Origin of the sequence: Rhodococcus marinonascens NBRC 14363, from assembly GCF_001894885.1 — a bacterium.
Lineage (GTDB): Bacteria > Actinomycetota > Actinomycetes > Mycobacteriales > Mycobacteriaceae > Rhodococcus_F > Rhodococcus_F marinonascens.
In genome coordinates this window covers 68,241-90,208 of the sequence record NZ_BCXB01000011.1, presented here as the reverse complement: position 1 = coordinate 90,208, position 21,968 = coordinate 68,241, and the positions used below count along the sequence as shown (strand labels likewise).

Sequence of the window (21,968 nt, the reverse complement as noted above, 5' to 3'; positions counted from 1 at the left end):
ATCGCTGCTGGTTATCCAGTGGTTTGCACTATTTGCCAACGACGAGACGGAGGAACCGTGGCCCTTCCCCAGTTGACTGATGAGCAGCGCGCTGCTGCTTTGGAGAAGGCAGCTGCTGCCCGCAAGGCCAGGGCTGAGCTCAAAGAGCGTCTGAAGCGTGGCGGCACCGACCTCAAGCAGGTCCTCAAGGATGCCGAGGACAACGAGATCCTCGGCAAGATGAAGGTGTCCGCATTGCTCGAAGCGTTGCCCAAGGTGGGCAAGGTCAAGGCGCAGGAGATCATGACCGAGCTGGAGATCGCTCCGACCCGTCGCCTCCGGGGCCTCGGCGATCGGCAGCGGAAGGCTCTGCTCGCCAGGTTCGACTTCGAGGCCTGAGCTAAGACAGTGGTAGCTGACGCACAAGTGTCAGAGAGTAAGAATGCAGTGCAGAGGGGTCGGCTGGTTGTACTGGCCGGCCCCTCGGCTGTGGGAAAGTCCAGCGTGGTGCGACTGCTTCGTGAACGGATGCCGGAGGTGGTCTTCAGCGTGTCCGCAACCACGCGCGATCCCCGCCCGGGCGAGGTGGACGGTGAGGACTATTGGTTCACCTCTCGCGACGAGTTCCAGCGCATGATCGATTCCGGTGAGCTTCTCGAATGGGCCGAGATCCACGGCGGGCTCCAGCTGTCGGGAACCCCGTCCGCCCCGGTCCGCCGGGCAATCGAACAGGGGAAACCGGTGCTGATCGAGGTCGATCTGTGTGGTGCGCGTGCAATTCGGGCGGCGATGCCTGAGGCGCTTCTCGTCTTCATGGCCCCGCCTAGCTGGGACGTACTGGTCCGGCGATTGACCGGCAGGGGGACCGAATCCACCGACGTCGTCGCGCGGCGTCTCGAGACCGCGAGGATAGAACTCGAGGCGAAGGACGAGTTCGACGAGGTCATAGTAAACGAGGATGTCAGCCGATCGTGCCACGAGTTGGTATCCTTATTGGCTGGACGGCCGGAACAGTCTGGGCCGACCCATTAGTTCTCACATCCGCTAGCCAAAACTATTTCAGGAGATACTGAGTGAGTAGCACCCCCGCAGCAGCGTCCTCAACGCCCAGCCACGGCGACTTGCCGGCCTATGACATCCCGCTCGGAATTACCAATCCTCCGATCGACGAACTCCTTTCCCGCACGTCGTCGAAGTACGCGCTGGTGATCTACTCGGCCAAGCGGGCACGTCAGATCAACGATTACTACAACCAGCTCGGTGACGGCATCCTCGAGTATGTCGGCCCCCTCGTGGAGCCGGGCCTGCAGGAGAAGCCCCTTTCGATCGCGCTGCGTGAGATCCACTCCGATCTTCTCGAGCACACCGAAGGCGAGTGAGCGGAGGATCGTCGTGCCTGAGCAGGCAGCGGGCCAGGGCTCCGGGTACGTGACGGAATCATCGGATTCGACACCGTCGGGCGCAGCGCGCAAGCGCATCGTCGTCGGGGTCGGCGGCGGTATCGCCGCGTACAAGAGTTGCTCCGTCATCCGCGCGTTCACCGAGAGCGGGCACCACGTACGGGTCATTCCGACGGCATCGGCGCTCGAGTTCGTCGGAAAGGCGACATTCGAGGCGCTGTCCGGCAATCCGGTGCATACCGGTGTGTTCACGGACGTCCCTCAGGTTCCGCACGTCCGTCTCGGACAGGAAGCGGATCTCGTCGTCATCGTGCCCGCCACCGCGGACCTGATGGCGCGCTCCGTCGTGGGCCGGGCCGACGACCTCCTCACCGCGACACTGCTCACGGCGAGGTGCCCGGTGATGTTCGTGCCTGCGATGCACACCGAGATGTGGGAGCACCCGGCCACCGTCGCCAACGTCGCTACGCTGCGCGCTCGTGGCGCGACGGTGATCGAGCCGGCGTCCGGGCGTCTCACCGGCAAAGATGCCGGACCGGGCCGGCTGCCCGAACCGGACGAGATAGTGGGATTGGCTTCACTTCTGCTCGAGCGGCCGGACGCGCTGCGCCGCGACCTCGAAGGTCGGCGGATTCTCGTGTCGGCCGGCGGCACGCGCGAACCGCTCGACCCGGTGAGGTTTCTCGGCAACCGCAGTTCGGGTAAGCAGGGATACGCTCTGGCCCGGCTCGCGGTACAGCGGGGCGCCCAGGTCACCCTCGTGTCCGGCTACACCGCCGGACTCGCCGACCCCGCCGCGGTCGACATGGTGCATGTCCGCACGGCGGACGACATGCAGGTCGCGGTTGCGAAGAATGCTCCGGGAGTCGAGGTGGTGATCATGGCGGCCGCAGTGGCGGACTTCCGCCCGTCCACCTCGGCGGCGAGCAAGATCAAAAAGGGTGCGGGCGAGCCCGACGCCATCACCCTCACCAAGAACGAAGATATTCTCGCTGGTCTGGTCCAATCTCGCCGGCACGGTGAGATCCCGTCGTCGACCGTGATCGTCGGGTTTGCGGCCGAGACGGGGGACGCCGAGGGCGATGTACTCACCTACGCGCGGGCCAAGCTCCTGCGTAAGGGCTGTGATCTCCTCGTCGTCAACGCCGTCGGCGAGGGCAAGGCATTCGAGGTCGACCACAATGATGGATGGCTCCTCGGCTCCGATGGTTCGGAGTCGGCGCTCGAGCACGGATCGAAAGCACTGATGGCGAGTCGTGTACTGGACGCCGTCGGAGAACTGATCCGGATTCGATGACGGAAGATCCGGACGAGTTTTGGTGTTCCAAGACTCTTCGGCGCAAACCCGCGTGGGCGCGAACTCGGGAATCCCGGGGCCCTTCAGGGCCTGGAATGTGTCAACCGTACGGGTTCGACGATGACGCGGGATGCCGTTAGGGTCGTTCGCGTTACTCCGCAGCTAAGCTGTTTTAAAGTGTTGTTCAGGGACAAATATTGTTCAGGGGCAATTGTCGAGAGGGGAATCTTGTGAGCCAGTCCGGTAGTCGGCTATTCACCAGCGAGTCTGTGACCGAGGGGCACCCGGACAAGATTTGTGATGCAATCAGCGACTCCATTCTTGACGCGCTCCTCGCGGACGACCCACATGCCCGGGTCGCCGTCGAGACAATGGTCACCACCGGACAGGTCCACGTCGCCGGTGAGGTGACGACCACTGCCTACGCCGACATCCCCAAGATCGTGCGCGACACCGTGCTCGAGATCGGCTACGACTCCTCCGCGAAGGGCTTCGACGGAAACTCCTGCGGCGTAAATGTGGCGATTGGTGCACAGTCCCCGGAGATCGCCCAGGGCGTCGACCACTCGCATGAGGTTCGCACCGGAGAGCTGAGCGACGACGAGATCGACCGTCAGGGCGCCGGCGACCAGGGCCTGATGTTCGGATTCGCCACCACCGACACCCCAGAACTGATGCCGCTGCCGATTGCACTCGCGCACCGTCTGTCGCGTCGTCTCACCGAGGTCCGCAAGTCAGGTGTGCTGCCGTACCTGCGCCCGGACGGCAAGACCCAGGTCACCATCGAGTACGACGGTGACCGGCCGGTTCGCCTCGACACTGTGGTCATCTCGACGCAGCACGCCGCGGACATCGACCTCGACAACCTGCTCGCTCCGGATCTAAAGGAGAAGGTTCTCGGTTCGGTCCTCACCGAACTCGATATGCCGGACCTCGACACCTCGGAGATCCGACTCCTGGTCAACCCGACCGGCAAGTTCGTACTCGGTGGCCCGATGGGTGACGCCGGATTGACCGGCCGCAAGATCATCGTCGACACCTACGGCGGCATGGCTCGTCACGGCGGCGGCGCGTTCTCCGGCAAGGACCCATCGAAGGTGGACCGGTCGGCGGCCTACGCCATGCGCTGGGTGGCCAAGAACGCAGTGGCCGCTGGACTGGCGGAGCGCATCGAGGTCCAGGTGGCCTACGCCATCGGCAAAGCCGCACCGGTGGGTCTGTTCGTCGAGACGTTCGGCACCGAGAAGACAGACCCGGCACGGATCCAGCGGGCGATCATCGAAACCTTCGACTTGCGTCCGGGCGCCATCATCCGAGATCTCGACCTGCTGCGCCCGATCTACGCGCAGACCGCGGCCTACGGACACTTCGGGCGTACCGACATCGACCTCCCGTGGGAGAGCATCGACCGGGCGGAGAAACTGCGCGCGGCCGCAGGCCTCTGATCGAGATTTACGGTGAGGCGGGCGCTGCGGTAGTAGCGACCAACCGGTGAGCGCTGAAAAGATTGCGGCAGAAGCAGAGCCGATCGCCAGGGTGCTGCCCCTGCTTCCACTCGCTCACCTCGACCGCGAATTCGACTATCTGGTTCCGCAGGATCTCGACGAGCAGGCCCAGCCCGGAGTCCGGGTGCGCATCCGGTTCGCCGGACGCCTTGTCGACGGATTCGTCGTCTCACGCAACGCGACGAGCGAACATCAGGGACGCTTCGGCTGGCTGGAACGGGTGATCTCGGCCGAGCGGGTGCTGACTCCGGAGATCACCAGGGTGGTCGGTCTCGTCTCCGAGAGGTATGCCGGTACCCGCGCCGATGTGCTGCGGCTCGCGATTCCGCCACGGCACGCGCGGGCGGAGTCCGAGGCCGCGACTGAGCCGGCCGTGACTGAGCCTGCCGTGACTGAGCCTGCCGTGACTGAGCCTGCCGTGACTGAGCGTGCTGTGACTGAGCGTGCTGTGATTGAGCGTGCCGCGGTCGAACCGATCCGTGTCGAGGCCGCAGCCTGGGCCAGATATGTCCATGGTGAGGCGTTTGTGACCGCACTGTCGGAGCAACGCTCACCGCACGCCGTCTGGCAGGCGCTACCCGGCGAAAACTGGTCGGCACGTCTTGCGGAACTGGCCGGATTGGTCGCCGCCGGTGGAGCGAGCACCGTGATCGTCGTCCCCGACCAGCGAGCTCTCGACCGCGTGGTCGCCTCGGTGGAGGCGCTGCTGGGAAAGAATGCGGTCGTCGGATTGGCAGCCGGCCTGGGCCCGGCGGTGCGCTACCGGCGGTGGCTGGCCGCGCTGCGCGGGACGGCCCTGGTCGTGGTGGGAACGCGGAGTTCGGTGTTCGCTCCGACACCGCGGACCGGGTTGATCGTGGTCTGGGACGACGGGGACGACAACCACTCCGAGCCACGAGCACCGTATCCGCACGCCCGCGAGGTGGCACTGCTGCGCGCATACGTCAGTGGCTGCGCCGTAGTACTGGCCGGACACGCTCGGACAGCCGAGGCGCAGTCTCTGGTCGAATCGGGATGGGCACACGATCTCGTGGCCTCCCGCGAGACCGTGCGCTCCGCCGCACCGAAGGTCACTGCACTCGCGGACAGCGACCACGCGCTCGCCCGTGACCCGGGCGCTCGGGCCGCCCGATTGCCCGCCGTCGCGTTCGCGGCGGCCCGCGAGGCTCTCGGGGCGGGCAGGGGTGTGCTGGTCCAAGTTCCCCGCCGCGGGTACGTACCCAGCCTCGCATGCGGCAAGTGCCGGTTGCCTGCGCGGTGCCGCCGATGCAACGGACCTCTCGCGCTGCCATCCGCCGCAGGCCCGGACGGAGCCGGGACGCCGGCGTGCCGGTGGTGCGGTGTTGCGGACGCCGCACACCGTTGCCACGCATGCGGTGCGCGAGCGCTGCGCGCAGTCGTCGTCGGAGCGGGCCGCACGGCCGAGGAACTCGGGCGTGCATTCCCCGGTGTCGCGGTTCGGATGTCCGGAGGCACGGACGTCGTCGACGAAGTGAAGCAGGGTCCGACCCTCGTGGTGTCGACGGTCGGCGCCGAACCCGTCATGACGGGCGGATACGGCGCGGCCCTGCTGCTTGACGGGTGGGCACTACTGGGCCGTCCCGACCTCCGGGCGGCGGAGGAGACACTGCGGAGATGGATGACGGCCTCGGCGCTGGTGGTCCCTTTCGCCGACGGTGGCCAGGTTGTCGTCGTCGCGGACTCCGGAATACCCACGGTCCAGGCACTGGTCCGTTGGGATCCGGTCGGGCATGCGCGCGCGCAGCTCGAGGAGCGTGCGGAGGTCGGATTTCCGCCCGCCATTCACCTGGCAGCGATCGACGGCAGCGCCCGTGCGATCGCCGACCTCCTCGACGTTGCCGAGCTACCGGGGAATGCGGAGTTACTCGGCCCGGTCGAGTTGCCTGCGGGGGAGCGGCTTCCGTTCTCCGGCGATGCTCCGGAGCCGGCCGAAGTCGAGCGCATGCTGATTCGCGTGCCTCGCACAGGGGGCAGCCCCCTGGCGAGGGCGCTGGGTGAGGCGCAGGCGGTACGCAGCGCACGCAAGGACTCTCATCCGGTGCGTGTCCAGATCGATCCCATCCGCATCGGGTGACTAGACGCAGTCACGAAAGTCTTGCAGAGGATGATCGGCGCGGAGCGACCGAAAACGGGGACGGACTCGTAGGGCGAGATGCCGCCGCGTTCCCCGGGCGGTCGGCTGCTCGGGACGCTGCTCGGTGCATAAACCTGTGTGACGACAATGCTTTACGGAGCGTACGCCACCTGCTGGACGATCCTGCCGGTCACCGGCATTTGCTCGATCGATGCGATCACCTCGCGCTTGTACGAATCGCATTCCGTTTGCGGAAGTACCGGCCGCATCCCCTGGCCCTCGTCATTGACCAGCCAAACAGTCGGGGGCATCTCTTGGTCAGTGAGACACGACGTGTCGCGCGGCTCGGACGGTTCCGCGTATGCCCCCAGAATGGCCTCGAGATTACCCCGCCGTTGTGTCTCGATCCAGGCAGCGAATCCGTCCACGGTCCCACCGCCCCAATCGGGTTCACACGTAACGACCGCGGTCGGCGCGAAATCTGAGGGGATCTCAGTCGGCTAGGGGCATCCGGACCCTGCACGGTCAACCAGTAGATCGCGCCGATGTTGCTCGCTGTGCACGTGGGGGTGACCAACACGGACGCCTCACCCGGTGAGTCCACCAGTTGACCGGTGTCGGCGCGGATGAAGATCGCCGCCCCCACAACACGTTCGAGGCCATCGGTAACGGGTCCACCCACCGGTGGTCACGTCCACTGCGTGGCGGTGCTGCGTAGTATTCGACGCCGCCGTTCGCGACGCGGCTACACCTACCCGCCACTCCTCGATGTCCGGGCCGACCGGGTGAACTACGACAAGCAACTCGCAAACACCCCAGCGTTTGCCAACTGACTCCTGTGCCTGCCAACTGATCCTCGGGATCACGTTCTGGAAGGGTCTCACACCCTTGTTGACACGTCCGGCGGACTGATCGCCGTACCCGGCCTGCAATCGATGAAGACGAACACGGATCTGTGGGTTATGTTACTGCCCCGATCGAGGGAGACCTGGCGGGAGAGGCTGGCACATCATTCGCGACTCGCGCGAGACTGGCTCGACAACGGAGGTTTCGAGGTAAACGAGTTTCTCTATGACCAAGCCGTTGCCCAATCGGTATGGGTCGACCGCCAATACGATCCTTACAGGCATCAGTTGAGGTCGATCGCGACTGACATCCTCGAGGTCCTGGCATGAGAGTTGCACAGAAGGACGGAGCCGCGACGGTACTGCGTGACCCGGTATTCGTACGGCTGGCGCTAATTCAGGCATTGAACATGATCGGTGATGGATTGATCGCCGCCGGCGTGCCGATGCTGCTCGTCAGCAGACAATCCGGTGGTAGCGATATCGCGGCTTTCGTTGCTGCCTCGGGTGTTGGTGGCCTGGTTGTGCTCGCCGCTGCGACCCTGCTGCTCGACGCGGTCTCGAGGCGCAGCATTCTGATCGTGTCGGATATCTCGCGAGTGAGTGTAGTTGGCCTTGTCGCGATCTATCTTTCCACCGACGGTCTTGTCGCTCTCATCGCAGCAGGGGTTATCGCTGGGGCCGGTATTGGCGTGTTCCGGCCTGCATACAGCACTTACATAGGGGAGGTAGTTGATCCGCACCTGCGAAGGCCCGCAAATGCGTTGAGGTCGTTGAGTTCGAAAGTCGCTGCCATCATCGCGCCTGGACTGATCAGCGTCGTCGCACTCACCGGTGCAATCGAGAATGTCCTCCCAATCGCAGCGGTGATTGCGGTTACATCCATCTTCGTCCTACTGACCTGCCCGCCGTCCATGTCCAGGGGAGAAGCGGTCCGCGATCCATCCGGAATTTTCGACGGCCTCAGAACGGTCACTCGTACCCCCTGGATCCTCGCAGTGATGTGTCAAGGCGCCGTACAGGTCGGTCTCGTCATGGCGCCATTCGCAGTACTCGTTCCAATATGGCTCGAAGCGCGATCGGCGGAGGCTCAGTATGGCTTTCTGCTTGCTGCCGAGGCCGCTGGTGCAATCGGCGGTGCGATCCTCGCCCTGCGTGTGAAGACCACTCGGGTAGGGGCCGTCGCTATCCTCGCGCTCTTACTCCAAGGCTTGGTCCTCGCGTCGCTGATTGTCAACGGGCCAATGTGGGTCGCGTATGTGGGCTTCTGCGCTGCCGGGGTCGGACTGGCGGTGTTCGGGGTTCTCTGGATCACTGCCCTGCAAGAAAGAATCCCTCGACAAACGTTGGGGCGAGTGATGTCGGTCGATGCACTCGCGAGTGCTGCGCTGGCACCACTGGGTGCAGTCCTGGGCGGCGTCGCGGCGTCAAATAATCGGTGTCGGTGAAGCCGCGTGGATCGGGTTGGCGGTACTTCTCGCTTCGGTGCTGTTGGCACTGCTCGTGCCTGGCGTGCGTGGGTTCGGTGCAACCAAGTGACCGAATGTGACTAGGCGGATGCCTTGCGCGGGTGACGATGGGGCGGTGTTCATCGGGGTTGGGCTCCCACTATTGAACGATTCCGGGCCATCCTCGACTCTGGCTCATCAGAAGTGATACACACCAAGGTCGTCCAACCAGTGCCTGCAGGGATATGTATTCGCGGATCTTGCCGCGGATGTGGGGGCGGTGGTCGCCGAGTCAGATTCCGAGGGTGGCGATCTGGAGGTCGGTCAACGGTGCCTGGGTCTGCGTGACCTGCTCGGCTGACCCGTTGGTGCTTGCTTCGATGAGTTGATGCTGTTCGGCCACCGTGTCTCGGTGCCCGGCCTCGATCTGCTGTCGCCACTGGTCGCGGGGTGTTCGATCGCCCCGGCGGCATCGGGTTCGCAGGCGCCTCGACTCCAGCTACCGCAACCGGGGTCGCCGCGGGGTCTGCGCGATTGCTCGCCGAGTGCTGTCGCCGTGACCCGAGTCCTTAGACTGGTCGACACATCACCGAGCAAGGGGAGTTTTTCTTCGTGAGAATCGTGTCGGCCCGCACCGCGGTCCACCGCCCACCGTATGGGTCGCTGACGTGCGCATAGTCTTCGCCGGAACGCCCGAACCCGCAGTGCCTTCGCTCGAACGGCTGATCCGTTCACCGCACCATGACGTCGTGGCAGTGATCACCCGACCGGACGCGGTGGCCGGACGTGGACGCAAGGTGGTCCGCTCGCCGATCGGGGAACTCGCCGACTCGCACGGTATCGAGGTGCTGACTCCCGGCCGCTCCTCGGACCCGGAGTTCCTCACCCGACTGGCTGACCTCGCACCCGACTGTGCACCCGTTGTCGCCTACGGCGCACTGCTACCGCAGAAGGTTCTCGACACCCCGGTCCACGGCTGGGTCAACCTGCACTTCTCGTTGTTGCCGGCGTGGCGTGGAGCGGCGCCCGTTCAGGCCGCCATCGGCGCGGGCGACGACATGACCGGCGCGAGCGCGTTCCGGCTCGAGGCGGGTATGGACACCGGTCCGGTCTACGGGGTTGTCACTGAACGAATCCGTGACACCGACACCGCCGGTGATCTCCTCGGGCGACTGGCCGATAGCGGAGCGGTGCTCCTCGAGTCTGTTCTCGACGGAATAGCGGCCGGCGCGATCTCCGCGGTCCCGCAACCGGCCGAGGGTGTCTCGTATGCGCCCAAGGTGGCAGTCGAGGCTGCCCGGATCCGTTGGGACAGAGCGGCTGCGGTAGTGGACCGGCACATCCGGTCGGTCACCCCGGCTCCCGGTGCCTGGACGACGATCGGCGACCTGCGGGTCAAGGTAGGTCCCGTCACGCCCACGGAGGAGCGACTCGAACCGGGGGAGATCTCGGTGAGCAAGGCAGGCTTCCTGATCGGCACTTCCACGATGGCGGTGCGACTCGATCTTGTCCAACCTCAAGGTAAGAAACAGATGGCCGCCCTGGACTGGGTGCGCGGCGCACGACTCGACGGGAAGGTGCGGGCACAGTGAGCGTAGCGAAGGAATGGGCACAGTGAGTGAATCCAGAAGACCGGCCCGGCGCGGCCAGTCCGGTTCGGGGGCAAGGAACGACCGTCCCCGCCAGGCGCCCCGCCCCGACGCAGCCCAGGCGAGCCTCGATCAGCCGCGTATGGCTGCGAGGGACGTGTTGCGCGCGGTCCGCGAGCGAGACGCCTACGCGAACCTCGTACTGCCCGGCCTCCTGCGAGACCGGCACCTCGACGGCCGGGACGCGGCTCTCGCCACGGAACTGGCCTACGGCGCCGCGCGTGCGCGGGGACTTCTCGATGCGGTCATCGCCGACTGTGCCGGCCGGCCGATCGCTGAGATCGACGGCCCGATCCTCGACGTCCTTCAACTCGGCGCCTACCAACTGCTGCGCACTCGCGTGGCCCCACATGCAGCGGTCGCGACCTCGGTCGACCTCGTGCGCGCAGAATTGGGCCCCGGTAAGGCCGGCTTCGTCAACGCCGTGCTGCGCCGGGTGTCCGAGCGTACGGAACTCGAATGGGTGGAGCGGCTGGCTCCCGCCGACCCAGTGGGTCGGTTGGCGTTCGAGCACGCCCACCCGACGTGGATCGCGCAGGTGTTCGCCGACGCGCTCGGCCCCGACGCCGGTGAACTCGAGGAAGCGCTCGTCGCCGACGACGCCAGACCGGCAGTGCATCTTGTCGCTCGGCCGGGTGAGATCTCTTCGGAGGAACTCGCTCTGGTGACCGGCGGCAACGCGGGACGGTACTCGCCCTATGCGGTCTACCTCGACGGCGGCGACCCGGGTCTGCTCGATGCCGTCCGTGAGGGGCTTGCCGGTGTTCAGGACGAGGGCAGCCAGTTGGTGGCCCGGGCGCTTTCGCTAGCCCCCTTGGAGGGGCCGGACGAAGGTCGCTGGCTCGACCTCTGCGCAGGTCCGGGCGGCAAGGCGGCTCTCCTCGGTGCCCTCGCGGGAATCGAGGGCGGGAGACTCGATGCGGTCGAACCGGTCGCACACCGTGCCGAACTGATCCGGAAGACGACCAAGGAACTCCCGGTCGACGTCAAAGTCGCCGACGGTCGTGATCCTGGACTCGACGGCGGGTACGACCGCATCCTGGTCGATGCGCCGTGTACTGGTCTGGGTGCGCTGCGCCGTCGCCCGGAGGCGCGGTGGCGCAGGCAACCGTCCGACGTGGCCGGACTGGCGAAGTTGCAGCGGGAACTTCTCGCGTCGGCAATATCTCTGGTACGCCCGGGTGGGGTGGTTCTGTACGCAACGTGTTCGCCGCACTTGTCGGAGACCGTCGCGGTGGTCGCCGACGCGATACGCCGCTACGGCGTGACGGCCCTCGACACGCGCGAGTTGGTTCCTGGTGTGCCCGATCTGGGGGACGGCCCGAGCGTTCAGTTGTGGCCACACCGCCACGGCACCGACGCAATGTTCTTCGCGGCATTGCGCAAGCCGTTGAGCTGACGACGCCCCTCACTCAGGTCAGAGTTGATCGAACCGCTTGCGGAGATCGGGGGGCGCCGTGACGCGCCACGCCCGCCGGAGCAGTTCGGTCAACTCGGTGACGTCAACCTTCTCGAGGTCAATGAGGATCGAACCGTATCCGTCGTAGTGGGGCGTGGTGTAGTACGGGTCGCCCTCTGCCAGCAGCGCGGCCTTCTCGTCGAAGCCACACATCACTGCCAGCGCGCCGTCCGACTCGACTCGCAACCGGGCGAGCAACTTGCCCGCCACTTTCAGCGCCGGGGTCCGGTACGCGGTACTCTCCTCGACATCGGGCAGAGACAACCCGATCTCCACCACATCCGTCCAGGTCTGCATGTGGCCATTATGGACCGCGTTCTCGGGCCGGGACGCGCGTACGACTAAACTCGGCGTGTGGCAACCCCGATGATCGCACCGTCCATTCTGTCTGCGGATTTCGCGCGTCTCGCCGAGGAGGCGAAGGCCGTCGACGGTGCCGATTGGTTGCACGTCGACGTAATGGACGCGCACTTCGTGCCGAACCTGACACTCGGCCTTCCTGTAGTGAAGAGCCTGCTCGCGGCGACGGACATTCCGCTCGACTGCCATCTCATGATCGACGATCCCGGACGCTGGGCGCCGCTCTACGCCGAGGCCGGCGCGCACAACGTCACGTTCCATGCCGAGGCGACCGACGACCCCCGTTCCGTGGCCAGGGATATCCGCGCGGCAGGGGCCAAGGCCGGACTCAGCGTCAAGCCCGGAACACCGATCGAGCCGTACCTGGAGATCTTGAAGGACTTCGACACCCTCCTCGTGATGAGCGTGGAACCCGGTTTCGGAGGCCAGTCGTTCATCCCGGAGGTGCTTGCCAAGGCGAAGTCGGTTCGACGCCTCGTCGACTCCGGCGAATTGACACTGGTCGTAGAGATCGACGGCGGTATCAACGCAGACACCATCGAGGCTGCCGCGGAGGCAGGCGTCGACTGCTTCGTATCCGGTTCCGGCGTCTACGGCGCCAGCGACCCTGCAGAGGCGGTGCGCGCCTTGAGGACCGCGGCAGCCAAGGCGTCACCGCATCTGGCACCGCCGCAGTAACGGCGGGCCACGGGATCATGAAAGCACCTGTGCGACACAAGAACTCGGAAGCAGACCTCGATGCGGCGATGCAGATCGCCATCGGCGCTGCGGAATCGGCTCGCGGATTCACGAGCCCCAATCCTGCGGTGGGCGCCGTGGTGCTCGATTCTTCCGGGCGCATCGCCGGTGTCGGTATGACGCAGCCTCCAGGCGGTCCACACGCGGAGGTCGTGGCACTGCGAGAGGCGGGTGATGCCGCGCGCGGAGGCACGGCGCTGGTCACGCTGGAACCGTGTAATCACCAGGGCCGGACCGGGCCGTGCTCGCAGGCTCTCATCAACGCCGGTGTCGTTGCCGTGTACTACGCGGTGGGCGATCCCAACCAGGAAGCGGCAGGCGGTGCGGAGACGCTCGCCTCGGCCGGAATCGAGGTGGGCGCCGGTCTGCGCGAGCAAGAGGTGGAACGCGGCCCATTGCGGGCATGGCTCCACCGGCAGCGCACTGGCCGACCCCACGTGACCTGGAAGTACGCGGCCACGCTAGACGGTCGCAGTGCCGCCGCCGACGGCACCAGTCGGTGGATCACCGGTCCGGATGCCAGGGAACGGGTTCATGCGGACCGGGCGAAACTCGACGCCATAGTGGTCGGTACGGGAACGGTGCTGGCCGACAATCCGCGACTGACGGCGCGGATGGCCGACGGATCGCTCGCAGCGCATCAACCGGTGCGCGTTGTCGTCGGCCTCACAGAAATTCCGGTGAGCGCCCACATCCTCGACGACTCGGCACCCACACTGCTGCTGCGCACGCGGAACGTGGACGAGGTCCTCGCCGCGCTTGCCGAGTACACCGACGTTCTGCTCGAAGGCGGGCCCAGACTGGCGGGCGCGTTCCTCTCCGCAGGCCGGATCGATCGGATCCAGGCGTACCTCGCACCACTGGTTCTCGGCGCCGGTACGGCTGCGGTGGCGGAGGCGGGTGTGCGCACGATCGACGCCGCCCTGCGCTTCCGTCACGAGTCGGTCGAAACAATCGGCACCGATCTGCTGTTGAGTCTGGTTCCAGCAGGGGTCGGCAACCTTGACAGCCCACAAAACCCCTGATCGCCCAGAAACATAGGAGTAGCCACAGTGTTCACCGGGATCGTCGAAGAGATGGGTGAAGTCGTCGGCAAGGAAGAACTGGCCGACGCCGCGCGGTTCACCGTTCATGGTCCGGTCGTCACTTCCGATGCATCACACGGCGATTCGATCGCGGTGAACGGGGTGTGTTTGACCGTGGTCGAGGTGCTGGCGGATGGCTCGTTCACCGCCGACGTGATGCAGGAGACGCTGAACCGGTCGAGCCTGCAGAAGATCGACGTGGGCAGTCGCGTCAACCTCGAGCGGGCCGCCGCACTGAACAGCCGACTCGGCGGTCACCTCGTGCAGGGACACGTCGACGGTACCGGGCACATCATCAGCCGCAGTCGGTCCGAGAACTGGGAGGTCGTGCGCATCACTCTTCCCGACGCCATCTCCCGGTACGTCGTCGAGAAGGGATCGATCACGGTCGACGGCGTGTCTTTGACCGTGTCGGCGCTCGGCGGCGATCGAGGGGAGGAGTTCTTCGAGATCTCGCTCATCCCGACCACCCTGCAACTGACCACGCTCGGGAACGCGACCGTCGGTACGGACGTCAACCTCGAGGTCGACGTGATCGCGAAGTATGTGGAGCGGCTGCAAGCGGCCGGACGCTGAGTCGTACTGTTGAGGAGCATCCTACGGATGTATCCGCTGTATTCGAAGATGCGTAAGACACGACTTTTGGAGACCGAGCACGTGACCAAGTTCGACAGTATCGAGCGCGCCGTTGCGGACATCGCCGCAGGCAAGGCTGTCGTCGTCGTTGACGACGAAGACCGCGAGAACGAGGGAGACCTCATCTTTGCTGCGGAGAAAGCCACCCCGGAGTTGGTTGCGTTCATGGTTCGGTATACGTCCGGCTACCTCTGTGTGCCGCTCGACGGCACGGATTGCGACCGTCTGGGTCTCCCGCCGATGTACTCCACCAATCAGGACAAACACGGCACCGCATACACGGTGACCGTCGACGCGCGCGAGGGCATCGGAACCGGTATCTCCGCGTCCGACCGCGCCGCCACGATGCGGTTGCTGGCCGACCCGAGTACCGTCGCCCACGACTTCACGCGCCCCGGTCACGTCGTGCCGCTGCGCGCAAAGGAGGGCGGGGTGCTGCGCCGCCCGGGCCACACCGAGGCGGCCGTCGACCTGGCCCGGATGGCCAACCTGCGCCCAGCAGGTGCGATCTGCGAGATCGTCAGCCAGAAGGACGAGGGCGCGATGGCGCAGACCGACGAACTCCGGGTCTTCGCCGACGACCACGACCTCGCACTGATTTCGATCGCGGATCTCATCGCGTGGCGCCGTAGGCACGAGAAACAGGTGGTGCGGATCGCGGCCGCGCGCATCCCCACCAGGCACGGTGAGTTCACCGCCGTCGGTTTCCGGAGCATCTACGACAACGTGGAGCACGTTGCACTGGTCCGCGGCGACCTCCCAGGTCCGGATGGTGAAGGCGGTGACGTGCTGGTGCGCGTGCACTCCGAGTGCCTCACCGGTGACGTTTTCGGGTCGCTCCGATGCGACTGCGGTCCGCAACTCGAGGCCGCGCTCGACATGGTCGCGCAGGAGGGCCGCGGTGTGGTCCTCTATATGCGCGGACACGAGGGCCGCGGTATCGGACTGATGCACAAACTGCAGGCCTACCAACTGCAGGATTCTGGTTCGGACACACTTGACGCCAATCTCGAGCTTGGCCTACCCGCCGACGCCCGCGACTATGGCATCGGCGCGCAGATCCTCGTGGACCTGGGCATCTCCTCGATGCGGTTGCTCACCAACAACCCCGCCAAGCGGGTCGGGCTCGATGGGTACGGGCTGCAGATCACCGAGCGGGTGTCGATGCCGCTGCGCGCGAATGCCGAGAACCTGACGTACTTGCGCACGAAGCGCGACCGTATGGGCCACGACATGATCGGGCTCGACGACTTCGAGGCAGGTGAGATGCTGTGAGCCGCGAGGGACTGCCCGGCCTGAAGCTGGACGAGGCCGGCGACCTTCGGCTCGCCATCGTCGCAGGACGTTGGCACGCCGAGATTTCGGAGGCACTGATCGCCGGCGCGCAGCGGGTGGCGGCCGAGTCGAACCTGAAGAATGTCACGTTGATCCGAGTCGCCGGTGCGATCGAGCTTCCGGTCGTGGCACAGGCCCTCGCCCGCACCCACGATGCTGTCGTCGCCCTCGGTGTAGTGATTCGCGGTGGCACCCCGCACTTCGAATACGTCTGCGACGCAGTGACGGCGGGCCTGACCCGGGTGTCGCTCGACGAGAGCACGCCGGTCGGAAACGGTGTCCTGACGACGGACACCGAGCAGCAGGCCGTCGAGCGCAGTGGACTCCCGGGCTCGGTCGAGGACAAGGGCGGCCAGGCGTGTGCCGCCGCGCTCGATGCCGCGGTCACCCTGGTGAGACTGCGCCGGACCGAGGATGCCCTCGCGTGATCGGGCACATTTCATGACCGCCTCGGCATCCGAGTGGCAGTTCGTGGCGAAGCCCCGTAAGTCGCGCAGATTTGCGTTCGGTGTGGCAACTCTCTTCGTCGTCGTTCACGTGACGTTCGCGATTCTGTTGCGCGGCGATTCGACGGGCGTCTACTTCCGATTTGCTGACCAGGTGGCGTTCGCCGGCATCGGCTTTCTACTCGCGTCCGGGGTCCTGCTGCTGACCCGCCCGAGGGTCCAGATCGGGCCCCGCGGAATTGCAGTGCGGAACGTGCTCGGTGAGCGCATCGTCGACTGGGACCTGTACGAGGGTTTGTCCTTTCCGGAAGGGGCGGCGTGGGCTCGGATCGAACTACCTGACGACGAGTACATCGCCGTGATGGCCATCCAGTCGAACGACGGTGAGTACGCCGTGGACGCAGTGCGCCGATTCCGTGAACTCGTGTCGGAGTACGCCCCAACCTGATCGGTCCGACTTCCCTGCCCATCGATGATGCCGGGTTGGTCGGTGGTGCCGACTAACGTGGAGGGGTGCCAGATCCTTCGACGTATCGCCCCACGACCGGAACGATTCCGGTCGGACCGGGGGTCTACAAGTTCCGTGACCCACACGGCCGGGTCATCTATGTCGGGAAGGCGAAGAGTCTTCGTTCACGGCTGAATTCCTACTTCGCCGACATTTCGACGCTGCACCCGCGCACCCGGCAGATGGTGACGACGGCCGGTAGCGTCGAGTGGACCGTGGTGAGCACCGAGGTCGAAGCGCTCCAACTCGAATACAACTGGATCAAGGAATTCGATCCGCGGTTCAACGTCCGCTACCGCGACGACAAGACGTACCCGGTCCTCGCTGTCACTCTGAACGAGGAATACCCACGGCTGTTCGTCTACCGCGGGCCCCGACGAAAGGGTGTGCGTTACTTCGGCCCCTACTCACACGCGTGGGCCATCCGCGAGACCCTCGATCTGCTGCTCCGGGTATTCCCGGCCCGAACCTGCTCCGCCGGGGTATTCAAGCGTCACAACCAGATCGGCCGCCCCTGCCTACTCGGCTACATCGACAAGTGCTCCGCGCCGTGCGTCGGCAGGGTATCCGCTCTCGAACATCGCCAGATCGTGGAGGAATTCTGCGAGTTCCTGGCGGGGCGCACCGACAAACTGGTCCGGGAGATCGAGTCCCGGATGGCCGAGGCGGCCGATGAACTCGACTTCGAACTGGCCGCACGCCTGCGTGACGACGTGGGCGCCCTGCGGCGGGCGCTCGAGAAGCAGGCTGTCGTGCTCGGCGACGGAACCGACGCCGACCTCGTCGCGTTTGCGGCCGACGAACTCGAGGCCGCGGTTCAGGTCTTCCACGTCCGCGGCGGCCGGGTACGCGGTCAGCGTGGTTGGGTGGTCGAGAAGGCAGGCGATGTCATCGACTGGGCCGCCGTCGATTCCGATGCTGGGTCGGACCTGCCGCTGCTCGTGGAGCAGTTCCTCACCCAGTTCTACGGCGAGCAGGCGGCGTTGTCGGGTGACTCCCTGGCGGGCACCAACGGGGTGCCGCGGGAGGTCCTGGTACCCGTGCTGCCCCCCGACGCCGAGCAGGTGCAGGTGTGGCTGAGCGGCCTTCGTGGATCGGCGGTCCGGTTGCGAGTGCCCCAGCGCGGCGACAAGAAGGCTCTCGCCGAGACAGTGCAGCGCAACGCGATGGAGGCGCTCGCGCAGCACAAGTTGCGCCGCGCCGGTGACTTCACGTCACGGTCCGCTGCCCTGCAGGGAATTCAGGAGGCCCTCGATTTGGATTCGGCGCCACTGCGCATCGAGTGCGTCGACATCAGCCACGTACAGGGCACCGATGTGGTGGCCTCGCTCGTCGTCTTCGAGGACGGTCTGCCGCGAAAATCCGACTATCGTCACTACTCGATCAAGGAGGCCGCAGGCGAGGGCCGCTCCGACGACGTAGCCAGCATCGCGGAAATCACTCGTCGTCGGTTCCTCCGGCACAATCGTGACCTAGGGGTACTGCGGACTGAGGCGGCCGACGCGGACGGGGTGGCGGGTGGTGACGGTGGCGACTCGGCGCCGGAGGCGGCGATCGACCCACAGACAGGCAGGCCCAGGCGCTTCGCGTACCCGCCGAACCTGTTCGTGGTCGATGGCGGCGCCCCGCAGGTCGCGGCGGCGTCGGCCGTGTTCGACGAATTGGGGATCACCGACGTCGCCGTGGTCGGGTTGGCGAAGCGACTCGAGGAGGTGTGGGTTCCCGGGGAGGAGGATCCGGTGATCCTCCCACGCACCAGCGAATCCCTGTACCTGCTGCAGCGGGTTCGCGACGAGGCCCACCGCTTCGCGATTGCGTTCCACCGCAGTAAGCGTTCCCGGCGCATGACGGCGTCTGCACTCGACTCGGTGCGGGGTCTCGGTGACACCCGCCGCAAGGCGCTGGTGACGCATTTTGGATCCATCGCACGCCTCGAACGGGCCAGTGTCGAGGAGATCACGGCGGTGCCGGGCATTGGTACCGCCACCGCGAAGGCAGTCCTGGCCGCTCTCGGCGCTGAGGAACTGTCTGCGCCGATGGCGGGAGTGGTGGATGATGAACCCGATCGGAACGAATCGGGCACAAGCGGAGGGGGCGGCACAGGTATCGAGCACGAGCGGGCAGGACAGCGGGACAGCACGACGTAGTGGGACACAACGCTTCGCAACGGACAGGTGTCGAGTGAACGAGCAGCATGCGCGGAACAACAGCACACACACGGTTCGGCGGATGGATTTTCTTCTGGTCACCGGCCTCTCGGGAGCGGGTCTGCAGACTGCGGCGAACGTCCTCGAGGATCTCGGGTGGTATGTTGCGGACAATCTGCCCCCGGAACTGATCTCCAGGATGGTGGATCTGAGTCTGGAATCAGATTCCCGGCTCGAACGCCTCGCCGTCGTCATCGACGTGCGCAGCAGGTTGTTCACCGGCGACCTCGGCTCTGTCCTTGTCGAACTGGAGAGCAAGCCGGTGCATACGCGGGTGCTTTACCTCGACGCCTCCGACGAGGTCCTGGTACGCCGATTCGAGCAGGTCCGTCGCAGCCACCCACTGTCCGGTGGCGGAGCGGAGGGCACGCTCTCTGAGGGCATCGCCGCGGAGCGCGATCAACTAGCGAAGGTGAAGGCGGCTGCAGACCTGGTGATCGACACGTCCTCTCTGGCCGTGCACCAATTGCGCAAAAAGATCGAGGACGCGTTCGGTGAGGCCGGCAATAGGACGATGCAAGTAACAGTTCAGTCGTTCGGTTTCAAGTACGGTCTCCCGATGGACGCCGATCTCGTTTGCGACGTCCGGTTCCTGCCCAATCCGTACTGGATCCCCGAGCTGCGGCCGCGCACCGGGCAGAGTGCGGACGTGCGGGACTACGTGTTGACCCAGGACGGTGCCGAGGACTACCTCGCTACCTATCACCATCTGCTGGATCTGACGATCGCGGGATATCGTCGGGAAGGAAAGCGCTATATGACCATCGCGGTGGGTTGTACCGGCGGTAAACATCGCAGTGTCGCGATGTCGGAGGCACTGGCGGGCCGCCTCGGAAAGGACTCCGGGGTCAACGTGCGTGTGGTCCATCGCGATCTGGGGCGCGAATGAAGACTGTGCCTGCGATCGTTGCTCTCGGCGGGGGACACGGACTGTTCGCCACCCTCAGCGCGGCGCGGCGACTCAGCCGTGATGTCACCGCTGTGGTCACCGTCGCGGACGACGGGGGATCGTCGGGACGCCTCCGCGCCGAACTCGGTGTCATCCCACCAGGTGATCTGCGGATGGCGCTCGCCGCACTCGCTGCGGATGACCCCGACGTGCGGGACTGGACGGAGACCATTCAACACCGCTTCGGCGGAATCGGTGCCCTGGCTGGGCATTCGGTCGGAAATCTCATCTTTGCCGGCCTCACCGAAGTCCTTGGTGACCCTGTGGCCGCGCTCGATGAACTCGCACGGTTGCTGCGGATCAACGGGCGCGTCCTGCCGATGTCGCCGATCGCCCTCGACATCGAGGCGGACGTGCAGGGTCTCGAGGCTGACCCGCGAGTCAGCCGCTGCATCCGCGGACAGGTCGCGGTCGCGACCACTCCGGGCAAGGTGCGCCGGGTACGACTGTTGCCGGCCAATCCGCCGGCGTGCCCCGATGCGGTTCAGACAATCGCCGCTGCGGACATGGTCGTCCTCGGGCCCGGATCGTGGTTCTCCAGTGTCATTCCGCATGTCCTGGTGCCGGATCTCCTCGACGCCCTGATCGTCACGGAAGCACGGAAGGTGCTGGTGCTCAACCTGGCCCCCGAGCCGGGCGAGACCGCAGGCTTCTCCACCGAGCGTCATCTCCACATACTGTCCCAACACGCCCCCGAACTGACCGTCGACTTCGTCGTGGTGGATTCGGGTTCTGTCCCGCAGGGACGCGAACGCGAGCATCTCGCCCGTGCCGCCGGGCAGCTTCGTGCACGCGTCGTCTACGCCGACGTGTCGGAACACGGCACACACACACACCACGCAGGCAAGCTTGCGTCCGTTTTCGAACAGCTCCCCAAAGACCCCGATCAGGGTTCCGTGAGGAGCACCATGTCGGAGACACCAGAGGAAACCGTGGCGGAGACACTAGAGGAAACCGTGGCCGAGACACCAGAGGAAAGAGAGAGCGCTTCGTGGCAATGACAGCGGAGGTCAAAGATGAACTCAGTCGTCTCGTCATCACTCATGTGAGTTGCAGGAAGGCTGAGGTCTCATCGCTGCTGCGGTTCGCGGGGGGATTACACATCGTCGGCGGCAGGGTAGTGGTCGAGGCGGAAGTGGATCTCGGCTCCACTGCGCGGAGGTTGCGCCGTGAGATTTTCGATCTGTTCACCTACAGCGCCGATGTCCACGTCCTGAGCGCAGGCGGGCTGCGGAAGTCTTCGCGGTACATCGTGCGCGTCGCGAAGGAAGGTGAGGCGCTCGCCCGCCAGACCGGGTTGCTGGACCTGCGCGGACGTCCCGTTCGGGGACTCCCCGCGCAGGTTGTGGGGGGAAGCGTCGCCGACGCGGAGTCGGCATGGCGCGGTGCATTCCTGGCACACGGTTCCCTCACCGAGCCCGGACGGTCGTCGGCCCTCGAGGTCAGTTGTCCTGGACCCGAGGCGGCGCTCGCACTGGTCGGCGCAGCCCGCAGGCTCGGCATCTCCGCGAAGGCGCGTGAGGTTCGTGGTACCGACCGGGTGGTGATCCGCGACGGCGAGGCCATCGGCGCCCTACTCACCCGAATGGGAGCCCAAGACACCCGGCTGGTGTGGGAGGAACGCCGGATGCGCAGGGAGGTCCGGGCGACGGCCAACCGTCTCGCCAACTTCGACGACGCCAACCTGCGCCGGTCTGCCCGCGCAGCCGTCGCGGCCGCCGCTCGGGTAGAGCGCGCGCTCGAGATCCTGGCCGACGAGGTGCCGGACCATCTGGCCGCCGCAGGCCACCTCAGAGTCGAGCATCGACAGGCGTCACTCGAGGAACTCGGGCAACTCGCAGACCCACCGATGACGAAGGACGCTGTGGCCGGTCGGATTCGGCGTTTGCTGTCGATGGCGGACCGCAAGGCCAACGAGACCGGTATCCCCGACACCGAGTCGGCCGTCACCGCGGATCTTCTCGACGACGAGTAAGCGGCTCACCGAGGTCGGACCCTTGCGGCGTGGGTGGAGTACGCGCGTCCAG

General features: G+C 65.8%; 22 protein-coding genes. 20 read left to right on the top strand and 2 right to left on the bottom strand.

Translation table 11 applies throughout. The features are described 5' to 3' along the window. The first annotated feature begins 57 nt into the window (after positions 1 to 57). From mihF to RM2_RS10220, 6 genes are all read left to right on the top strand, one after another. Positions 58 to 378 (top strand): integration host factor, actinobacterial type, encoded by a 321-nt coding sequence (gene mihF, locus RM2_RS10245; RefSeq protein ID WP_072688814.1) that lies wholly within the window; start codon positions 58 to 60, stop codon positions 376 to 378. Positions 379 to 387: 9 nt separating this feature from the next. After that, entirely contained in the window at positions 388 to 1,011 is a 624-nt protein-coding gene (gmk, locus tag RM2_RS10240) for a guanylate kinase (RefSeq protein WP_072688812.1), read from the top strand. Positions 1,012 to 1,052: 41 nt separating this feature from the next. Then, positions 1,053 to 1,358, top strand: a complete 306-nt coding sequence (rpoZ, locus tag RM2_RS10235; RefSeq protein ID WP_072688811.1) for a DNA-directed RNA polymerase subunit omega — start codon at positions 1,053 to 1,055, stop codon at positions 1,356 to 1,358. A gap of 13 nt (positions 1,359 to 1,371) precedes the next feature. Further along, positions 1,372 to 2,676 (top strand): bifunctional phosphopantothenoylcysteine decarboxylase/phosphopantothenate--cysteine ligase CoaBC, encoded by a 1,305-nt coding sequence (gene coaBC / locus RM2_RS10230; protein WP_072688809.1) that lies wholly within the window; start codon positions 1,372 to 1,374, stop codon positions 2,674 to 2,676. 230 nt (positions 2,677 to 2,906) lie between these two features. Further along, entirely contained in the window at positions 2,907 to 4,121 is a 1,215-nt protein-coding gene (gene metK / locus RM2_RS10225) for a methionine adenosyltransferase (RefSeq protein ID WP_072688807.1), read from the top strand. 46 nt (positions 4,122 to 4,167) lie between these two features. After that, the gene (locus RM2_RS10220) at positions 4,168 to 6,276 is read left to right on the top strand and encodes a primosomal protein N' (RefSeq protein ID WP_084721716.1); all 2,109 of its coding nucleotides are present in this window, start codon (positions 4,168 to 4,170) and stop codon (positions 6,274 to 6,276) included. A gap of 152 nt (positions 6,277 to 6,428) precedes the next feature. Here the strand turns inward: RM2_RS10220 and RM2_RS24455 are convergent, their stop codons facing one another. Then, complete coding sequence (locus RM2_RS24455; RefSeq protein WP_169846703.1) at positions 6,429 to 6,587, bottom strand: hypothetical protein; 159 nt, start codon at positions 6,585 to 6,587, stop codon at positions 6,429 to 6,431. A gap of 390 nt (positions 6,588 to 6,977) precedes the next feature. On the opposite strand from RM2_RS24455, the gene RM2_RS25610 reads away from it, so the two are divergent. The 4 genes from RM2_RS25610 (at position 6,978) to RM2_RS10195 (ending at position 11,617) form a co-directional block, all read left to right on the top strand. Next, complete coding sequence (locus tag RM2_RS25610) at positions 6,978 to 7,109, top strand: hypothetical protein (protein ID WP_281250408.1); 132 nt, start codon at positions 6,978 to 6,980, stop codon at positions 7,107 to 7,109. A 338-nt stretch (positions 7,110 to 7,447) separates the two neighbouring features. Beyond that, complete coding sequence (locus tag RM2_RS10205) at positions 7,448 to 8,569, top strand: MFS transporter (protein WP_072688799.1); 1,122 nt, start codon at positions 7,448 to 7,450, stop codon at positions 8,567 to 8,569. Positions 8,570 to 9,237: 668 nt separating this feature from the next. Beyond that, positions 9,238 to 10,161 carry a methionyl-tRNA formyltransferase gene (gene fmt / locus RM2_RS10200; protein ID WP_072688798.1) on the top strand — a complete coding sequence of 308 codons (924 nt, stop codon included), beginning with the start codon at positions 9,238 to 9,240 and terminating at the stop codon, positions 10,159 to 10,161. A gap of 22 nt (positions 10,162 to 10,183) precedes the next feature. Then, positions 10,184 to 11,617 (top strand): RsmB/NOP family class I SAM-dependent RNA methyltransferase, encoded by a 1,434-nt coding sequence (locus RM2_RS10195; protein WP_072688905.1) that lies wholly within the window; start codon positions 10,184 to 10,186, stop codon positions 11,615 to 11,617. Between the two features lie 18 nt (positions 11,618 to 11,635). Here RM2_RS10195 and RM2_RS10190 read toward each other — a convergent pair whose 3' ends face one another. Next, positions 11,636 to 11,974, bottom strand: a complete 339-nt coding sequence (locus RM2_RS10190) for an MmcQ/YjbR family DNA-binding protein (RefSeq protein ID WP_072688796.1) — start codon at positions 11,972 to 11,974, stop codon at positions 11,636 to 11,638. A 57-nt stretch (positions 11,975 to 12,031) separates the two neighbouring features. On the opposite strand from RM2_RS10190, the gene rpe reads away from it, so the two are divergent. The 10 genes from rpe (at position 12,032) to whiA (ending at position 21,916) form a co-directional block, all read left to right on the top strand. Continuing rightward, a complete protein-coding gene (gene rpe / locus RM2_RS10185) occupies positions 12,032 to 12,715 on the top strand; it encodes a ribulose-phosphate 3-epimerase (RefSeq protein WP_072688794.1) in 684 nt (227 codons plus the stop codon). A 29-nt stretch (positions 12,716 to 12,744) separates the two neighbouring features. After that, positions 12,745 to 13,800: a bifunctional diaminohydroxyphosphoribosylaminopyrimidine deaminase/5-amino-6-(5-phosphoribosylamino)uracil reductase RibD gene (gene ribD / locus RM2_RS10180; RefSeq protein WP_084721715.1), complete on the top strand. Its 1,056-nt coding sequence runs from the start codon at positions 12,745 to 12,747 to the stop codon at positions 13,798 to 13,800. 27 nt (positions 13,801 to 13,827) lie between these two features. Then, positions 13,828 to 14,436, top strand: a complete 609-nt coding sequence (locus tag RM2_RS10175; RefSeq protein WP_072688789.1) for a riboflavin synthase — start codon at positions 13,828 to 13,830, stop codon at positions 14,434 to 14,436. Between the two features lie 81 nt (positions 14,437 to 14,517). After that, the gene (locus tag RM2_RS10170) at positions 14,518 to 15,771 is read left to right on the top strand and encodes a bifunctional 3,4-dihydroxy-2-butanone-4-phosphate synthase/GTP cyclohydrolase II (RefSeq protein ID WP_072688904.1); all 1,254 of its coding nucleotides are present in this window, start codon (positions 14,518 to 14,520) and stop codon (positions 15,769 to 15,771) included. Beyond that, a complete protein-coding gene (gene ribH / locus RM2_RS10165; protein ID WP_072688786.1) occupies positions 15,768 to 16,259 on the top strand; it encodes a 6,7-dimethyl-8-ribityllumazine synthase in 492 nt (163 codons plus the stop codon). The genes RM2_RS10170 and ribH overlap by 4 nt, the downstream gene beginning before the upstream one ends. Positions 16,260 to 16,272: 13 nt before the next feature. Next, positions 16,273 to 16,725, top strand: a complete 453-nt coding sequence (locus tag RM2_RS10160) for a PH domain-containing protein (RefSeq protein ID WP_072688784.1) — start codon at positions 16,273 to 16,275, stop codon at positions 16,723 to 16,725. A gap of 65 nt (positions 16,726 to 16,790) precedes the next feature. Further along, a complete protein-coding gene (uvrC, locus tag RM2_RS10155; protein ID WP_072688782.1) occupies positions 16,791 to 18,932 on the top strand; it encodes an excinuclease ABC subunit UvrC in 2,142 nt (713 codons plus the stop codon). 82 nt (positions 18,933 to 19,014) lie between these two features. Beyond that, positions 19,015 to 19,881, top strand: a complete 867-nt coding sequence (gene rapZ / locus RM2_RS10150) for an RNase adapter RapZ (protein WP_174553845.1) — start codon at positions 19,015 to 19,017, stop codon at positions 19,879 to 19,881. Next, positions 19,878 to 20,942 carry a gluconeogenesis factor YvcK family protein gene (locus RM2_RS10145; RefSeq protein ID WP_072688778.1) on the top strand — a complete coding sequence of 355 codons (1,065 nt, stop codon included), beginning with the start codon at positions 19,878 to 19,880 and terminating at the stop codon, positions 20,940 to 20,942. Before rapZ ends, RM2_RS10145 begins: the two co-directional genes overlap by 4 nt. Then, positions 20,933 to 21,916, top strand: a complete 984-nt coding sequence (whiA, locus tag RM2_RS10140) for a DNA-binding protein WhiA (RefSeq protein ID WP_072688776.1) — start codon at positions 20,933 to 20,935, stop codon at positions 21,914 to 21,916. Before RM2_RS10145 ends, whiA begins: the two co-directional genes overlap by 10 nt. The last annotated feature ends 52 nt before the right edge of the window (positions 21,917 to 21,968 follow it).